Source organism: Maricaulis sp., from assembly GCF_034670125.1.
GTDB lineage: Bacteria > Pseudomonadota > Alphaproteobacteria > Caulobacterales > Maricaulaceae > Maricaulis.
In genome coordinates this window covers 55787-71790 of sequence record NZ_JAXMOC010000008.1, presented here as the reverse complement: position 1 = coordinate 71790, position 16004 = coordinate 55787, and the positions used below count along the sequence as shown (strand labels likewise).

At 63.4% G+C, this 16004-nt stretch carries 18 protein-coding genes; 13 read left to right on the top strand and 5 right to left on the bottom strand.

Annotated features, from left to right (window positions below; genetic code table 11):
- The first annotated feature begins 2 nt into the window (after positions 1-2).
- The 3 genes from VOI18_RS13255 to VOI18_RS13245 are packed head-to-tail and all read left to right on the top strand — an operon-like array spanning position 3 to position 3279.
- Entirely contained in the window at positions 3-482 is a 480-nt protein-coding gene (locus VOI18_RS13255; RefSeq protein ID WP_323762893.1) for a DUF2059 domain-containing protein, read from the top strand.
- 36 nt (positions 483-518) lie between these two features.
- Entirely contained in the window at positions 519-1907 is a 1389-nt protein-coding gene (gene gor / locus VOI18_RS13250) for a glutathione-disulfide reductase (RefSeq protein WP_323762892.1), read from the top strand.
- Position 1908: 1 nt separating this feature from the next.
- Complete coding sequence (locus tag VOI18_RS13245; protein WP_323762891.1) at positions 1909-3279, top strand: class II 3-deoxy-7-phosphoheptulonate synthase; 1371 nt, start codon at positions 1909-1911, stop codon at positions 3277-3279.
- A gap of 241 nt (positions 3280-3520) precedes the next feature.
- On the opposite strand, the gene VOI18_RS13240 is transcribed toward VOI18_RS13245, so the two are convergent.
- The 4 genes from VOI18_RS13240 to VOI18_RS13225 all read right to left on the bottom strand — a co-directional run bounded on the left by VOI18_RS13240 (position 3521) and on the right by VOI18_RS13225 (position 6830).
- On the bottom strand, positions 3521-3787 hold the full coding sequence (locus VOI18_RS13240) for an HU family DNA-binding protein (RefSeq protein WP_011642915.1): 267 nt from the start codon (positions 3785-3787) through the stop codon (positions 3521-3523).
- Positions 3788-4253: 466 nt separating this feature from the next.
- A complete protein-coding gene (locus VOI18_RS13235; RefSeq protein ID WP_323762890.1) occupies positions 4254-4988 on the bottom strand; it encodes a DUF3667 domain-containing protein in 735 nt (244 codons plus the stop codon).
- Positions 4988-5983: an NADP-dependent oxidoreductase gene (locus tag VOI18_RS13230; RefSeq protein ID WP_323762889.1), complete on the bottom strand. Its 996-nt coding sequence runs from the start codon at positions 5981-5983 to the stop codon at positions 4988-4990. Before VOI18_RS13230 ends, VOI18_RS13235 begins: the two co-directional genes overlap by 1 nt.
- A 22-nt stretch (positions 5984-6005) precedes the next feature.
- On the bottom strand, positions 6006-6830 hold the full coding sequence (locus VOI18_RS13225; protein ID WP_323762888.1) for a DUF3667 domain-containing protein: 825 nt from the start codon (positions 6828-6830) through the stop codon (positions 6006-6008).
- 196 nt (positions 6831-7026) lie between these two features.
- Here VOI18_RS13225 and VOI18_RS13220 point away from each other — a divergent pair, with 196 nt between their 5' ends.
- The 10 genes from VOI18_RS13220 to VOI18_RS13175 all read left to right on the top strand — a co-directional run bounded on the left by VOI18_RS13220 (position 7027) and on the right by VOI18_RS13175 (position 15310).
- Complete coding sequence (locus VOI18_RS13220; protein WP_323762887.1) at positions 7027-7956, top strand: Gfo/Idh/MocA family oxidoreductase; 930 nt, start codon at positions 7027-7029, stop codon at positions 7954-7956.
- Positions 7957-7996: 40 nt separating this feature from the next.
- Positions 7997-9655, top strand: coding sequence for an NAD+ synthase (locus VOI18_RS13215; protein ID WP_323762886.1), 1659 nt, complete (start codon positions 7997-7999; stop codon positions 9653-9655).
- A 393-nt stretch (positions 9656-10048) separates the two neighbouring features.
- Positions 10049-10510, top strand: coding sequence for a hypothetical protein (locus VOI18_RS13210; RefSeq protein ID WP_323762885.1), 462 nt, complete (start codon positions 10049-10051; stop codon positions 10508-10510).
- Positions 10507-11001: a hypothetical protein gene (locus VOI18_RS13205; protein ID WP_323762884.1), complete on the top strand. Its 495-nt coding sequence runs from the start codon at positions 10507-10509 to the stop codon at positions 10999-11001. Before VOI18_RS13210 ends, VOI18_RS13205 begins: the two co-directional genes overlap by 4 nt.
- 28 nt (positions 11002-11029) lie before the next feature.
- Complete coding sequence (locus VOI18_RS13200) at positions 11030-11467, top strand: hypothetical protein (protein WP_323762883.1); 438 nt, start codon at positions 11030-11032, stop codon at positions 11465-11467.
- Between the two features lie 59 nt (positions 11468-11526).
- On the top strand, positions 11527-12045 hold the full coding sequence (locus tag VOI18_RS13195; RefSeq protein WP_323762882.1) for a hypothetical protein: 519 nt from the start codon (positions 11527-11529) through the stop codon (positions 12043-12045).
- Between the two features lie 103 nt (positions 12046-12148).
- The gene (gltX, locus tag VOI18_RS13190; protein WP_323762881.1) at positions 12149-13486 is read left to right on the top strand and encodes a glutamate--tRNA ligase; all 1338 of its coding nucleotides are present in this window, start codon (positions 12149-12151) and stop codon (positions 13484-13486) included.
- Positions 13487-13779: 293 nt separating this feature from the next.
- Positions 13780-14718: an alpha/beta hydrolase gene (locus VOI18_RS13185; protein WP_323762880.1), complete on the top strand. Its 939-nt coding sequence runs from the start codon at positions 13780-13782 to the stop codon at positions 14716-14718.
- Positions 14719-14720: 2 nt separating this feature from the next.
- Positions 14721-15110 carry a hypothetical protein gene (locus tag VOI18_RS13180; RefSeq protein WP_323762879.1) on the top strand — a complete coding sequence of 130 codons (390 nt, stop codon included), beginning with the start codon at positions 14721-14723 and terminating at the stop codon, positions 15108-15110.
- Positions 15107-15310, top strand: coding sequence for a helix-turn-helix transcriptional regulator (locus VOI18_RS13175; RefSeq protein WP_323762878.1), 204 nt, complete (start codon positions 15107-15109; stop codon positions 15308-15310). Before VOI18_RS13180 ends, VOI18_RS13175 begins: the two co-directional genes overlap by 4 nt.
- On the opposite strand, the gene VOI18_RS13170 is transcribed toward VOI18_RS13175, so the two are convergent.
- Positions 15311-15895, bottom strand: a complete 585-nt coding sequence (locus tag VOI18_RS13170; protein WP_323762877.1) for a TIGR00730 family Rossman fold protein — start codon at positions 15893-15895, stop codon at positions 15311-15313. It lies immediately after the preceding gene.
- Positions 15896-16004: the final 109 nt, after the last annotated feature.

Genomic DNA, 16004 nt, shown 5'->3' with positions numbered 1-16004 from the left:
CCATGCGTGTTTTGATCGTGGCGGTGGTCGCCATTTTGGCTTGGCTGCCGTTGAGCACGGCCGCAGCACAGGACGTGGCGACGGAGCGGCAGCTCGAGCTGGCGCGCGAGATCGTGGCGGGGACGTCGAACGAGGCGATGTTCGAAATCGCCTTGCAGCCAATGCTGCCGCTTTTGCGCCAGTCCTTCGCGGCCAGTGTGCCCGGAGCGACCGAGGCACAACTGGACAGGGCCATGGAAATCGTCATGGACGTGATGCTGGAGACATATCCGGACATCGCCGAGGCGACGGCCATTGCCTATGCGAACCGCTTTACCGAAGCGGAACTCGCTGAACTGCTGGCATTCTACGAAACCGATCTCGGCCAGAAGCTGGCCGTTGAACAGCCCGCCCTGATGAGCGAGATGGCCCAGGTCGGCGAGTTGCTCGGCCAGCATGCCATGCAGCGCAACATGGCCCGCCTGCTGGCGGCGTTCGAATAAGGCGGATCGCGCTCACATAGCCCCGAAGGACCTGACATGACCCAGTACGACTACGATCTCTTCGTCATCGGCGCCGGCTCCGGCGGCGTTCGCGCGGCCCGGATGGCCAAGCAACATGGAGCCGCCCGGGTTGCCATCGCCGAGGAGTATCGGGTCGGCGGGACCTGCGTGATACGCGGCTGCGTGCCCAAGAAGCTGCTGGTCTATGCGAGCGAGTTCGCCAAGACGTTCAAGCTGGCCGAGAGCTATGGCTGGAGTGTCGGCGAGACCTCGTTCAGCTGGGAAAAGCTGATCGCCGCCAAGGATGCCGAGATCGACCGGTTGTCGGGGATCTACAGCCGCAATCTCAACAATTCCGGTGTCGAGGTGATCGAGGAGCGGGCCGAGTTCGAGGACGCGCACACGATTCGCCTGTTGAAGTCCGGCCGGACCGTGACCGCCGACAAGATCCTGATCGCGGTCGGCGGCACGCCCTTCGTGCCGGAGATCGAAGGCGCCGAGCTGGGCATTTCCTCCAATGAGGCCTTCCACCTTGAGACCCTGCCCAAGCATGTGGTGATCGCCGGTGGCGGCTATATCGCCTGCGAGTTCGCGCAGATTTTCGCCGGCATGGGCGCCGAGGTCTGTCAGGTCTATCGCGGCGACACAGTGCTGCGCGGTTTTGACGATGATGTGCGCAGCCATGTCCATGAAGAGCTGGTGCGATCGGGCGTTCGCGTGATCACGCACACCGTCTTCGAGAAGATCGAAGCGCTGCCGGATGGCCGCAAACGGGTTCACCTGGATAATGGCAATCACATCGATACCGATGTCGTGATGTATGCGATCGGGCGTAACCCGCATGTCGACGGGCTGGGCCTCGACAAGGCCGGGGTCGCTCTCGACCCGAAGGGCGCGATCAAGGTCGACGCTTTCTCGAAAACCACCGCCGACAATATTCACGCCGTTGGAGACGTCACCAACCGGGTCAATCTGACTCCAGTCGCCATCCGTGAGGGCGCTGCCTTCGCCGCGACCGTGTTCGGCGGGACGCCAACCGCCTACGACCACGAAGACATTGCGTCGGCGGTGTTTACACAGCCTCCCGTTGGCTCTGTCGGGCTGTCAGAGGCAGATGCGCGCAAAAAATTTGCACAGGTTGATGTTTACAAGACCTCGTTCCGGCCTATGAAATTGTCGCTGACGCCGGATGCATCCCGCATGTTGATGAAACTCGTCGTGGACGGGGAGACACAACGGGTGCTGGGCGTGCATATTGTCGGGCCGGATGCGCCTGAAATGATCCAGCTGGCCGGGATCGCCGTGAAGGCGGGTCTGACCAAGGATCAGTACGATGCGGCCTGTGCCGTGCATCCGACCAGTGCAGAAGAGTTGGTGACCATGAAGGAAAAATGGACGCCACCGGAGTTGAAAGCAGCAGAGTAACATGACCTGGTCTCCCCAATCCTGGCGGACAAAACCCGTCAGCCAGATGCCGAATTACAAGGACGCCGCCAAGCTGGACGCCGCGATCGCCGAGCTTTCGGCCCGTCCGGCCCTCGTCTTTGCCGGCGAGGCGCGGCGTCTGCGACGCCAGCTGGCCGATGTCTCGGCGGGCAAGGCTTTCCTGTTGCAAGGGGGAGACTGCGCCGAGAGCTTCAAGGAGTTCTCGACAGAAGGCGTGCGCGACACGTTCCGGGTTCTGCTGCAGATGGCTGTGGTGATGACCTTCGCTGCCTCCAAGCCGATCGTGAAGGTCGGCCGGATTGCGGGGCAGTTCGCCAAACCGCGCTCGGCCGACATGGAGACGATCGATGGCGTGTCGCTGCCGAGCTATCGCGGTGACAGCGTCAATGGTCCCGAATTCACACCGGAAGCGCGCGAACCGGATCCGCAGCGCCTGATCCGCGCCTATGACCAATCCGCATCGACGCTCAACCTGCTGCGGGCCTTTGCGTCCGGCGGTTACGCCGACCTGCACAATGTCCACCAGTGGACCCAGGACTTCGTCAGCGACAGCCCGGCAGCGGAACGCTATGCCGAGACTGCGGCACGTATCTCCGAGGCCCTGGCCTTCATGAAGGCCTGCGGCATCGGTCGTGACAGCGCGCCGTCGCTCGAGGCTGTCGACTTCTTTACCAGCCACGAAGCCCTGCATCTGCCCTTCGAGGAAGCCCTGACCCGGCGCGATCCGAATACCGGGCAATGGTATGCGACTTCGGCCCACATGATCTGGACCGGTGAGCGGACCCGGCAGCTCGACGGCGCCCATGTGGAATATGCCCGTGGCATCGCCAACCCGGTCGGGGTCAAATGCGGCCCCACCATGCAGCCGGATGAACTCCTGCCGCTGATCGACGCGCTCAATCCGGACAATGAGGCCGGCCGTCTCGTCCTGATCGTGCGCATGGGTGCCGACAATGTGGTCAAGAACCTGCCCAAGCTGGCCGCCGCCGTGACCAAGGCCGGTCGCAAGGTTGTCTGGTCATCCGACCCGATGCATGGCAACACGCACAAGACCAGCAATGGCTACAAGACCCGCGATTTCGACCGGATCCTGTTGGAGCTCGAGGGCTTCATGGATGTGCTCTACGCTGAGGGCGCCTATCCGGGCGGTGTGCATTTCGAGATGACCGGCCGCGACGTGACCGAGTGCGTCGGGGGGGCCAAGACCGTCACCGAGGCGGACTTGGCCGCGCGCTATCACACGCATTGCGATCCGCGCCTGAATGCCGACCAGGCGCTCGACATGGCCTTCCGCATCGCCGAGAGCCTCAAGCGCGTTCGCAACAACAACTCGGCCGCCAACGCGGCGTAGGGGCGCGCCTTTCCTCCCCATGCCAATGGCGAGGGCACCCGCAAACCGGGGGAGGAGCCGCCGCGTCAGCGGCGGATTGCTTGGAGCCGGCCGAAAACAGTTTGGCGCTGCGCGCCGCCCCATCGACCCGATGCTGTGCATCGGCCCACTTCCCCACGATGTGGGGAAGAAACCCCAAAGAAAAACGCCGCCCGGATCTCTCCGGGCGGCGTTTCACTTGATCGGTACCTGAAAGGCTGGATCAGATGTCTTTCAGGGCAGCAGCCGGGCGGAAAGCCGCCTGGGTGCGCGCCTTGGACATCATCGTTTCGCCGGTGCGCGGATTGCGCACTTCGCGGGCTTCACGGTGCTTGGCGTAGAAGGTGCCGAAGCCAGCGATCTGGACACTGTCATTGCCCTTCACCGAGCCGACGATGGCTTCGATGGCGGAATCAACAGCTTCGCCCGCTTGTGCACGGGACAGGCCGGTTTTTTCGGCGACGGCTTTGGCAAGATCAGACTTGTTCATAGGGTTCCCCCCAGTTGTTCGCGGTCCGGCAAGTACGGTCATCGTATCCGTCCGGTAGTCGCGTGTTCGTTGACGGTCCAACAAGGCCGAGAACTGACCACGATTGCAAGCTGCAACAGGCGAATCCGAGCCAAATCGCTGCAATTTCCCCGGCAAAACACGGTTTTTCACAGTTCGGCCCCTGATTTGCGTACATTGAATGGCATGTATCAGGGTGAACCGCATCATAACGCACCAACGGCGAATCGCCCGATTCGCATGCTCCCGTTCGCACTTGCAGCAGGTTTGGCCGTCTATCTGCTTGCGTCATTCGCAGGTGCGGGGGCGACGCTCGCCCCGCTCGCAGCGGCGATTGCAGCCGGCTGGACGCTCGGACGACTGACCCGACGCTGATCCGGACCATGTCCTGGTGAGCGACTGGATGGCGCTTTGTGCCCGGGCCGGTCGCGGGGGCGAGTCGAGGCGTTCAGCCGACCGGAGGCACCTGGGTCAAGGCCCAGAAAATGCTGATCAGCAGGGTCAACATTCGCGCCAGCACCGATAACGCGGTTACCACCAGGGTCAGCAGCACCGTCTTGCCGAGCATGCCCAGGATACCTGATGAGAATCCGACCCGGATAACCTGTCCGGCAATCGCCATGAATATGACGATGTTGATCAGGAAGGCCCATTTGAGGATGTCGGGCCAGACGCTGGAGGCGACCAGGACAAGTGTGCTGGTCACCGCCCCCGCCGTCACCGGTATGAAGTAGCATTGGGTGGCGTGCAGGAAGTTCACGCCCTTGCGCATGGATCTCAGCGCGATGACGCCCGGCAGGAACAACAAGGCTTCGATCGGCACATAGAGCAGGGCGGCCATGGTCGAGATGGCGGCGCGGACGGCCTCGATGTCCCGGCGACCTTCGCGCAGTGCGTCGCCGAAGGCCGCGCCATCGCCTGAAATCCGCCAGATGACCTCGCCCCAACCGCCCCAGACCATCGACAGGAGGAACATCCAGGTCAGGACGCCGAACCAGACCCGCATGGTGGGTGTGTAGCGCGCCCGGTCGCCATCCAGAAAGGCGCGGGCGACGGTGGCGGGGCGCAGAAAGATGTCCCGCAAGGTTCGCAGGCTTCGATAGTTGAAGCTCAGCACCTCGTCGAGCACGTCCTCGAGGACGCGGGTCTCGCCGACCTTTTCCTTCCGGGCCCCGTCCGTCATCAGATCCGGACCAGCATTTTGCCGGTGTTCTGGCCCGTGAACAGGCCCGAGAAGGCGGCGGGCGCGTTCTCTATGCCGTCCATCACCGTTTCGGCGGGCTTGATCTTGCCGGCCGCCATCCAGTTGCCGAGGTCGGACACAAAGTCCGTGAACATGTCGGCATGGTCGGAAACAATGAAGCCGCGGATGGTCAGCGACTTGCCGATGATCTGGGTGAGATTGTCCGGCAGGGTTGCGGCGCTGGTATCATTATAGCGCTGGATCATGCCGCAGGCGGCCATCCGGCCTTTCGAACGGAGCGAATTCAGGGCCGCGGTGAAATGGGTGCCGCCGACATTCTCGAAATACCCGTCGACGCCCTTGGGCGCGACTTCGGCGATGGCCGCCGTCAGGTCGTCGGTGGCCTTGTAGTCGACCACATGGTCGGCACCGAGTGATTTGACGAAGGCACATTTTTCCGGACCGCCGGCCGTGGCGATCACGGTGGCGCCCATCGCCTTGGCAAACTGGATGCCGGATGTGCCGACCGCGCCGGCACCGCCGGACATCCACAGGGTTTCACCGGGCTGCAGGTCGATCATGCGCTTGATGCCGACATAGGCGGTCAGGCCGGGCATGCCGGCAATGCCGAGGAAGGCCTGCGGCGGCAGGATCGAAGTGTCGACCTTGGTCAGACCGGCGCCGGGCGCCGTATAGGCTTCACGCCAGCCATGCATCGAGCTGACATGGTCGCCCGGTTTCAACCCGTCGAAATTGCTCTCGATGACTTCACCAATCGCGCCGCCATCCATTACCTGCCCGAGTGCAAAGGGCGCGATATAGGTGTGGATGCCGCTCATGCGTCCGCGCATATAGGGGTCAACCGAGATGTAGAGATTGCGGACCAGGACTTCCCCGTCGCCGGGCGCGGGAACGTCCGTTTCCACGACGTCATAGTACTTCGGATCCGGTGCGCCCTTCAGATAGGCGTTCAAATGGATTTCACGCGATTTCATCAACCAACTCCCGTTTCGGTTTTTATGAGTCTCTGTTTGCGTAGTCGTCTGGCGCGAGCAACGTCATGAAGTCCAGCCCGAACTCATTTGCCAGCACCCAGTCGATCGTCAGGAAGGTACAGGCAATCGTGATGATCATGGTGACCGGTAGCAAGGCCAGGAGGCCGAGAAGGCGCAGGATCAGCGCGGTAACCGAGCGACCGTAAAAATATGCGAGCAGGATACCGCAAATGACAAAGAACGAAATCAGCGCGATGGTTATGCCGACGACAGTCCCTTCGCCTCCCAGTGTTTGCAACGGGATCAGCGCGATCATCAGCATGAAGCTGGCATTGGTCGCCACGAGGTAGATCTGTAGATGGCCCCAGATCGGTGTCGACGGCCGATAAAGCTTGAGCGCCAGCAGATAGGGCAGGGATGATAGCACCGTGATCGGCCATAGCGCGATGGACTGGGTCGCGACCAGCGCATCATTGACCTGGCGGCTGGTCAGCGGCTCATCAAAGCTGCGGCGGGCGGTCGCCAGCCAGGCTTGCATGTCGTCCGGCGGCAGGTCGGTCGTCATGGTGTCGAGGGTCGCGGTGACCGGCGTTCCGAACAGGGCGGCGACGACGAACTGGAAAGAGAACAGGGCGATGAACACGCGGATCGGAGACAGATAACGCGCATAGTCACGCCCGATCGCGGCCGTTGCGACCCGCGCCGGTCTGATGAAGCTGTCCAGCATGGTGCGGAAGATGCGCGCGTCGACATCGAAAATGGCGACGGTCATTGAATCCAGTGGTGTTTCGTGACCGCTGCGCACCGGATCGTGGTCGCCGTTCTCTTTCACCCCGTTCTCGGTCACGCCGTCCCCCTCGGTTGGCCCGCATCCTACGTCCGGACCAAGGTCGTGCAAGGGAGAAAACCGGCCCTGCCTTTGCCTGGCGGGGCCGTGTTGTCGCGCCTGCCTTGCAATCGCCGGAAACAAGTGGTGATGCATGGGGTGCTTGATCGTGCCAGCCGCAGCGCTATTCACGGCGGCATCAATCGAGGTTTTGTTCATGACATCCAATTCTCGCATCTTGCGGACCGGCGTTGTCGGGGCCGGCGTGTTTGGCGGCTTTCATGCGTCGAAATACGCCGCGAACGACCGCGTCGAGCTGGTCGGGATATATGAACCGGATCTGGACCGTGCCCGGGCGCTGGCCGACAGGCATGGCGTCAGGGCGTATGACAATTTCGCCGAGCTTCTGTGCGGCGTCGATGCGATCACCGTCGCCAGTCCCGCTGTCCATCATTTTGAAGCGGCCGCCACGGCGCTGGCGCTGGGCAAGCATGTGCTCGTGGAAAAGCCGATCGCGGCATCGGTTGAAGAGGCGCGTGAATTGATTGCCCTGGCCTCCAAGCATGGTTGTGTGCTCCAGGTCGGCCATCAGGAGCGCTTCGTGTTCAACGCGATGGGCTTGTTCGCGGTGGATGCCACACCCCGCAAGATCACCGCCAGCCGCATGGGGCCGCCGTCGGATCGCTGTCTCGACGTCTCGGTGACGCTGGATCTGATGATCCATGACCTGGATCTTGTGATCGCGCTGTCGGGCAGCGCCGTGAAGCGTGTCTCCGGCGAGGTCGACAAGGGCCGCTATGGGCATCCCGATGTCGCCAGGGCAAGCCTGGTCTTCGACAATGGTTGCGAGGCAGAGTTGATCGCCAGCCGGATCCATCACGAGCGCGATCGCAAGATGCGCGTGGAGTATGAGACCGGTGTGCTGGACATCGATTTCGTCGCCAAGACCTTCGAGAATTCGACGCCCTACAATCTCAATCCGGATTTCGCCGACGACCCTGTCGCCAAGGATTCCCTCGGCGCCAATGTCTCGGCCTTCATCGCGGCAGTCCTCGATGGCGGGCCGGTGGCGGTACCGGGAATTGCCGGTCTTCGGGCCCTGGACGCAGCGCGCGCGATCGATGGCGCCCGGACCTACGGCTCCTGACCCTCTTGCAGGGACTTGCGGCGCGGTCTAAATCGCGGCCATGACAGATCGCATCATTCTCGTCACCGCCCAGCTCAACCCGGTTGTCGGGGATGTGGCCGGCAATCTGGCCAAGGCCCGTGCCGCCCACGCCGAAGCGAAGACGCGCGGCGGTGACATAGTCGTCTATCCGGAAATGTTCCTGCTGGGCTATCCGCCCGAGGATCTGGTGCTCAAACCGTCCGCGGTCGAGGCCTGCCGATCGGCGCTTGATACGCTGGCGGCCATTACCCGTGATGGCCCGGCGATCCTGATCGGCCTGCCCTGGCGACAGAACAAGTCGCTGTACAACGCTGTCGCCCTGCTCGACGAGGGCCAGCTGGTCGCCCTGCGTTTCAAGCACGAACTGCCCAATTATGCCGTGTTCGACGAAAAGCGCGTGTTCCAGCCAGGGCCTTTGCCGGACATCGTCAAATGGCGCGGCATCAAGCTCGGCCTGCCGATCTGTGAGGACCTGTGGCTCGGTACGGTGCCCAAGGCGTTGATCGAGAAGGGCGCCGAGATGATCATCACGCTCAATGGCTCGCCCTGGCGGCGGACGATCGAGCGTGAACGCAAGCAGGCCTTTGCCCGCTGGTTCGACAGCTGGGCGGCGCCCAAGGCGATCATCTTTGTCAATCAGGTCGGTGGCCAAGACGAGCTTGTCTTTGACGGGGCCTCCTTCTCGCGAGACAGCGAGGGCCGCGAGGTCCAGCGGCTGCCGGCGTTCGAGGAAGCCATTGATGCCGTGGAATGGGTGCGCACCGACAAGGGCTGGTTCGGCGCTGGCGGGCAGGTTGTTTCGGTCAAGTCCGGTCTGGAAGCCGACTGGAAGGCGATGACCCGCGCGCTGGGCGATTATATCGGCAAGAACGGCTTTCCCGGTGTGGTGCTGGGCATGTCCGGCGGGATCGACAGTGCGATCTCGGCCGCCATCGCGGTCGACGCGCTGGGCGCCGACAAGGTCTGGGCGGTGATGATGCCGTCGAAATACACCAGCCAGGAAAGTTTCGAGGACGCCAAGGCCTGCGCCGAGGCGCTGGGCATCCGCTATGACATCATCGATGTCGAGCCGACCATTGCTTCCTTCAATGCCATCCTGTCGTCGCCATTCAGGGGCACTCAGCCCGACACGACCGAGGAAAATCTCCAGTCCCGTGCTCGCGGCGTGGTCTTGATGGCGCTGTCCAACAAGTTTGGCCCGATGGTGCTGTCGACCGGCAACAAGTCGGAGATGGCGGTCGGCTATGCCACCCTCTATGGCGATATGAATGGCGGCTATAACGCCCTGAAAGACATCTACAAGACGGAAGTCTTCGAACTCGCCTGGTGGCGCAATTCGGCCAATCATCAGGTCGGCCTCGGCCCGGTCGGCCAGGTCATCCCCGAACGCATCATCACCAAGCCGCCCTCGGCCGAACTGGCCGAGGACCAGAAGGATGAGGACAGCCTGCCGCCCTATGACGTGCTCGACGCCATCCTCTACGGCCTGATCGAGGAAGAGCGCTCGGTCCGTGAGCTGGTCGCCGACGGTCATGACGAGGCCGAGGTCAAACGCATCGAGAACCTGCTCTACCGCGCCGAATACAAACGCCGCCAGGCCCCGCCCGGCGTCAAGATCGGCCCCAAGAATTTCGGCCGTGACCGGCGGTATCCGATCACCAACCGGTTCCGGAACTAGGGGCGCCCCAGTCGCCCGGGTTTGCTTGTCATCCCCGCCGGATGTCCCGCGAAGGCGGGACGCAGGGCGGGGATCTATGTGTCTGCCATCAGTTAGGTCCCTGACTTGCGCCCGGCCTTCGCCGGGCGTCCATCAGGGATGACAAGGTTTGTAGGTTGTTGGTTTTGACAACGCCTGCCGAGCCGGCCTGCGTCACCCCGTCACATTCGTCAAACCAGTTATTTCTGTCACAACAGAAATGAACGAATGGAGGTGGACATGAAGGCATATGACAGGCTCCCGCGAACGTTGGCCCGTAACGCGGATCGAATGGCGCGGCGGGATGGTGCACTTGACCGCTTGTCGGGCCGCGACACGCGAGACGCGGGTGTCTTCAATGTCATGACGGGGCCGGTGACGCGTCCCCGCGCGTGCAGCCCGGTGGTGGCCTGGCTCACCGGATGCGCGGCCACGGCCCTGACGGGGTACTGGGCAATCGGTGTCGCGGATCTCGCCGGCGGGCAGAGTGAACCTCTGGGCTTTCTCGCCGTTCTGGCGGGCGCTCTGCCGGGGGCCTTGGCCTATGCCGCGTTGGTGGCCTTCCTGACCGCCATTCCCATGCCGCTCCTTGTTCTCGCCGAACGCGCCGCACACTGGCACCGCGGCGGGTCGGACTTTCTCACAGCAGCCTTGATGGGGGCGGTACTGGCCCAGCTGTTCGGCTGGCCGGTTCTGGACGGTCCGCGCGGCATCGCAATGACATTGTTCGCGGCCTTCAGCGGCGGCGTTGGCGGTCTGGCCTACTGGCTGGCCGCCGGGAGACCCGGTCCTTGCCGAGGCGATGACGAGATTGAGCACGGGCGGGCACAGGCATGACGGCGATCTGGAAGACAGCGTTTGGTGCGGACCCCTTGCAGGCAATCGGGGCCTGGTTGGTTGCCTGTTATGTGGCGGGCGCGGCAGTTTCGCTCGAGTTTGGCCTGTACCAGGGTATTGTCGTCGAAAACGCGCTGGCGGCCGGATTGAGCGCGATACTGATCGCGCCGTTCTTGGGCTTTCTCGTCGGCTTTGTCGTGGCCTTCTTCACAGCCATACCCGCGTTGATCCTGACCAGTGTGATCCGCGCCATCCGCTGGCCCCGTCCCCTTGCCGACATGATCGGTGGCGCCGGTCTCGGTGCCGCGTTGATTGTGGGGATAAGCGGGATAGCGATAGCCAGGGATGGCCGCTGGAGCGGCTGGCTGACCGTGGCAGGCTTCGCCCTTGCCGGCGCGATCAGCGGCTGGGTCTATTGGCAGATAGCCGGGCGCCCGCAACCGCATGACCCATTGCCGCAGAAAATCGTTCAGGATCATGTCTTTGATTGATAAGAGTGAGACGGGAAAGGGGATCATCATGACCACACCGACACGCCCGCCGCTGAGCTTTTCTGGCTCGATGCGCAATATCCTGGCCTGGCTGGCTGCCGCTGTCGCGTCCGGCCTGACGGTCGTCATCGGCTTTGCCTTGCTGGCCGTTATCGAGGCGGAGGGCGGCGTCGAGGCCGAGGCCGAATTCCTTCAGGCCCTGATCCCGGGCAGCCTGTTCATCGGCGGCTATATCGCCGTCCTGACCGCCCTCCCGACCGTGATCCTGACCTGGGTCCGGCGCTGGCGCGGCTGGTACGGCCTGCCCGTTCACCTGCTGATGGGCGCCCTGACCGGCGCCGCCGCCATCCAGATCTTCGGCATGCCGCTTTCCTACGGCCTGGAAGGCGTGCCGATGACAGCCTTCTTCGCAGCGACCGGACTGGTTGGCGGTGGGGTGTATTGGTGGCTGTCGGTGCGGCCTTGATTCTGCCACCTGAAGCGTTTTGCCTGGGCTGGCCATCAATCGGGAAGCGGCTTTGTTGAATGCTGAGCAATATCAGGGAAGTTGTGGGGCAAAAACCTTGGCGGGCTATCGGCGCGTGGCTACTGACCTGCTATCTGGTCGGTCTGGTTGTGATTGGCGGTGGCAGTGTGTTTGCCGCAATCCAGGCCTCCTTTGATCCGAGCTTTCCGGCCGAATGGCAGATGGTCATCATGTCGCCGCTGTGGAGCGTGCCCGCCGGTCTTGGCACTGCGGCTATGACCGCCTTGCCCGTCTGGGCAGCTGTCAGCATCCTGCGTGCCACGCGCTGGCCCCGACCCTTGTGTGAGGTTGTGCTCGGGCTGATCCTGGCGGTGCTTCTGCTGCAATTGGCGGATCTCGTTCTGTCGATCAGCGATCCTGAACTCGATGTGCAGCCCGTCGGCTTGCCGATCTGGGTCTATATGTTTTTCGGCGCCGTCGGTGCTGCCGCCGGCTGGACCTATTGGCGCCTCGCAGGACGTCCAGGTCGCGTCGACGACCCGATGGCGGGCGCCATCACGGCGCGTGGCCTCGACTGAACGTGACCGTTCCTGACTGTTGCCCCCATCCGCACCCCCCGCTTGCCCCGATGCCCTGACAGCGCTAAGCCCTGCGCCTCTATCTCAGTGAGGCTCCACGTCGATGACCAAAGTCCGTTTTGCGCCCAGCCCGACCGGCAAGCTTCATGTCGGCAATGTCCGCACCGCGATCTTCAACTATCTGTTCGCGCGCAAGGCGGGCGGGACGTTTGTGCTGCGCATTGACGATACCGATGTCGAGCGCTCGACCCAGGCTTTCGAGGACGGTATCCGCGCCGACCTGACCTGGTTGGGCATTTCCTGGGACGAGACCTTCAAGCAGTCGGACCGGTTCGACCGCTATGAGGCCGCCGCCGAGGCGCTGAAGGCCAAGGGCCTGCTCTATCCCTGCTATGAGACCGGTGAGGATCTCGACCGCAAGCGTCGCCTGCAAATGGCCAATGGCCGGCCGCCGGTCTATGACCGCGCCGCCCTGGACCTGAGCGATGCTGAAAAGGCCGCCTTCGAGGCCGAGGGCCGCAAGCCGCATTGGCGTTTCAAGCTGTCCGGCAATCCGGTCCAGTGGGACGACATGGTGCGTGGCCCTGTCTCGATCGAGACGTCGTCGCTGTCCGACCCTATCCTGATCCGCGAGGACGGCTCCTTCCTCTACACGCTGCCCAGCGTGCTGGATGACATCGAGTCGGAGATCACCCACATCATCCGCGGTGAGGATCACACCACCAATTCCGGCGCCCAGATCGAGATTTTCGAGGCGCTCGGCGGCAAGGCGCCCATGTTCGGTCACCAGGCCCTGCTGGTCGGCGCTGATGGCGGCAAGCTGTCCAAGCGGACCGGCTCGCTCGGGATTGCCGATCTGCGCGATGTTGAAGGGCTTGAGCCGATGGCGATCATGTCGCTGCTGGCCCGCATCGGCACGTCGGATCCGGTCGAGGCCTTCGCTGATGTCGAGGGCATTCTGGAAGGCTTTGACCTGGGCAAGTTGTCCCGCTCGCCGGCCCGTTTTGACGATGAAGAATTGAAGCGCGTGAACGCCAAGCTCCTGCACGCCATGCCCTATGCCGTGGCCCAGCCGAAGCTGGCAGCGCTGGGGGCCGACAAGGGCGAGGCCGTCTGGGAGGCGGTACGTCCGAACCTTGAAACCCTGGCCGACGCCAAGGCCTGGGCCGTGCTGATTGATGGTCCGGTGACGCCGGTGATCGAAGAGGCGGATTATGCCGAAGCTGCCGCGCAGCACCTGCCGGCCGGTGAGCTGGATGGTGCCAGCTGGTCGGCCTGGACCAATGCGCTCAAGGAGGCAACCGGCCGCAAGGGCAAGCAGCTCTTCATGCCGCTGCGCCTGATGCTGACCGGTGAGGCCCGTGGTCCCGAGATGGCGGTCCTGCTTCCGCTGATCGGTCGAGACAAGGTGCTCAAGCGTCTGGCGGGTGAGGCGGCCTAGCCCATCCGGCTCGGTCAGCGCTTTCACGCGTCTTGTCATCCCCGCTGAATGTCCGGCGCAGGCCGGACGCAAGGCGGGGACCTAACTATTCGAACACATATAGGTCCCTGACTTTCGCCCCGCCTTCGCGGGGCGTTCATCAGGGATGACACCCCAGGCAGGGTCGCGCCGAGCGCCCTTACCTTGACATAATGACATGTTTGCAGTCCTTTTTGTCAGGTTGTCTTGACAGATGCGCTCCTGAGTGTCAGGTATGCATGACACTAAGTCATGTAGAGCTGATGGAGCATACGATGAAACCTTATGGTAGCGGGAAGATGAGTATCGGCGGATGGATTGCCATTGCGGTCGCGATTGTGGTCGGTGCAACCGCCGGGCAGGCCGACGGGCAGGGACCGGACCCGTTCATGGCCGGATCGGTACAGATTGAGCGGTTTGGTTCTCCGGCCGGTCGGGATGTCATCCTGGTCCCGGGTCTGGCGACGCCGGGTGAGGTTTGGGCCGAAACCGTTGCTGCGCTGGGCGACAGCGTCGACGCCCATGTCGTGACCCTGGCCGGGTTTGGCGGTGTGTCGGCGCTCGAGCGCGGCGAGCGCGGTGTGGTCGGCAGTGCGGTGGCCGATCTGGCGGCCTGGATCGCCGCAGAGAACATCGAGGACGCCGTGCTGGTCGGTCACTCCATGGGCGCGCAGATTGCGCTACAGCTGGCCGCTGATGCACCGGATCAAGTCAGCGCGGTTGTCGTGGTCGACAGTGCGCCCTTTTTTGCCCGCCTGTTCAATCCGGCAATCACCGAAGCGCAGGCGGCGGCCTATGCGGCGGGCGTCTCGGCGCAGATGGCGGCAGCACCGCGTGAGCAATTCCTGGCCATGTCGCGGCAGGGCCTCCCGGTCCAGTCGATCACAGCGGACGGACAGGCCCGGGTCATGGCATGGATGGAACTGGCCGATCAGGCCGTCGTCAGCCAGGCGATGGGTGAGGTGATGGGGGCGGACTTCAGCTCGGTCCTGCCGCAAGTGTCGGTACCGGTGACGGTCATGTACGCCTGGAGCGAGGGGGCGCCGGTGAGCGCGGATCAGCTCGAATCTGTTTATGCCAACCAGTATGCCGGTCTGGCGGCGGTTGAATTGCAGCGGATTGAAGGCTCACGCCATTTCATCATGCTGGACCAACCGGCCGTGTTCCGGACGGCCTTGGGCGCGGTCATTGCGCGCCCGGATGGGGAGGATTGATCATGGCGAAGAACGCCCGTCTCTACATGATCCGCTTCGGCGGCTCGATGCTGGCCTACATGCTGGTCCTGATCGGCTCGGTCTCCTGGCTCGGAGCCAATGAGACCGGCCCACTGGTTCGCGGCGTCGTCGCCCTGCTGCCGGTGATCCCGGGCCTGTTCGCCCTGTGGGCGGTCATGGTCTTCTATCGCTCACTGGATGAGTTCAAGCAGCGCATCCTGGCCGAGGCGATGATCATTTCGGCGCTGCTGACCGGTTTTGGAACCTTTGCCTATGGCTTCCTCGAGGGGGCTTTGAACCTGCCGCCCATCCCCTCGATCTGGATTTTCCCGCTCCTGATCGGGTTGTGGGGTGTGGTCGGCTGCTTCCAGAAATATGTGGTGTACCGGTGAGGAACCGTCTCCGTGTCCTGCGCGCCGAGCGGCGCTGGAGCCAGGCCGAGCTGGGCGAACGGGTCGGTGTGTCACGGCAGGCCATCAATGCGGTGGAGACCGGCAAGCACGACCCGTCCCTGACGCTTGCCTTTGCCCTCGCCGGCGCCTTCGATCTGGCCATCGAGGACGTCTTTGACCCGAACGCGTCGGCGGACTGATCAGTCCGCCGAACCGGCTCCGGCCGCCTTCTGGTCATCCAGCTGGGCGATGATGCGGGCGATTGCCTCGTCTGCGTGATCAATCAGGTCGACATGGTCAGCCAGCGATTGCGGTGTGAAACCCTCGCGAACGGTGTGGGCAATGAGGTCGATGAACGGGGCCCAGAAGCCGTCGGTGTTGAGGAAGACGATCGGCTTGTCCTGCAGGCCCAATTGCTGGCGCGAGATGACGTCGAAGACTTCCTCCAGGGTCCCGGTGCCGCCCGGCAGGATGATGTAGGCGTCACTCTCGGCGATGAGCAGGCTCTTTCGCTCGCTCATCGTCTCGACAATCTTGATCTCGACGCCGTCGAGATGGCCCTCACGGGCGATCAGGAAGCCGGGAATGATGCCATGGACCGTGCCGCCGCCGGCGGCCGCCGTCGACGCGGCGATCCCCATCAGTCCGACATCGCCGCCGCCATAGACGAGGCGGCATCCCGATTGCGCAATGGCCCGCCCGACCTCGGCCGCCGCAGCGGCATAGGATTCGCGTTCACCCATCCGTGACCCGCAGAAGACACCAATCGACCTTAGTTTCGCCATCGTGACATCACTCATATTTGCTTTATCGGACCGGGATGCTAATTGCCGAAGGTCGACGGCGCGAGGATTGCATCCAGTTCGTGTGCGCCAGAGTGCAGATTACAGCTCG

Bases quoted from the DNA above. Each gene is read 5' to 3' on its own strand.
- VOI18_RS13170 (WP_323762877.1), bottom strand. From the start codon at position 15,895: ATGGCGAAACTAAGGTCGATTGGTGTCTTCTGCGGGTCACGGATGGGT.
- VOI18_RS13220 (WP_323762887.1), top strand. From the start codon at position 7,027: ATGACATCCAATTCTCGCATCTTGCGGACCGGCGTTGTCGGGGCCGGC.
- VOI18_RS13200 (WP_323762883.1), top strand. From the start codon at position 11,030: ATGACCACACCGACACGCCCGCCGCTGAGCTTTTCTGGCTCGATGCGC.
- VOI18_RS13195 (WP_323762882.1), top strand. From the start codon at position 11,527: ATGCTGAGCAATATCAGGGAAGTTGTGGGGCAAAAACCTTGGCGGGCT.
- VOI18_RS13240 (WP_011642915.1), bottom strand. From the start codon at position 3,787: ATGAACAAGTCTGATCTTGCCAAAGCCGTCGCCGAAAAAACCGGCCTG.
- VOI18_RS13230 (WP_323762889.1), bottom strand. From the start codon at position 5,983: ATGAAATCGCGTGAAATCCATTTGAACGCCTATCTGAAGGGCGCACCG.
- VOI18_RS13215 (WP_323762886.1), top strand. From the start codon at position 7,997: ATGACAGATCGCATCATTCTCGTCACCGCCCAGCTCAACCCGGTTGTC.
- gltX (WP_323762881.1), top strand. From the start codon at position 12,149: ATGACCAAAGTCCGTTTTGCGCCCAGCCCGACCGGCAAGCTTCATGTC.
- gor (WP_323762892.1), top strand. From the start codon at position 519: ATGACCCAGTACGACTACGATCTCTTCGTCATCGGCGCCGGCTCCGGC.
- VOI18_RS13180 (WP_323762879.1), top strand. From the start codon at position 14,721: ATGGCGAAGAACGCCCGTCTCTACATGATCCGCTTCGGCGGCTCGATG.
- VOI18_RS13205 (WP_323762884.1), top strand. From the start codon at position 10,507: ATGACGGCGATCTGGAAGACAGCGTTTGGTGCGGACCCCTTGCAGGCA.
- VOI18_RS13235 (WP_323762890.1), bottom strand. From the start codon at position 4,988: ATGACGGACGGGGCCCGGAAGGAAAAGGTCGGCGAGACCCGCGTCCTC.
- VOI18_RS13255 (WP_323762893.1), top strand. From the start codon at position 3: ATGCGTGTTTTGATCGTGGCGGTGGTCGCCATTTTGGCTTGGCTGCCG.
- VOI18_RS13185 (WP_323762880.1), top strand. From the start codon at position 13,780: ATGAAACCTTATGGTAGCGGGAAGATGAGTATCGGCGGATGGATTGCC.
- VOI18_RS13245 (WP_323762891.1), top strand. From the start codon at position 1,909: ATGACCTGGTCTCCCCAATCCTGGCGGACAAAACCCGTCAGCCAGATG.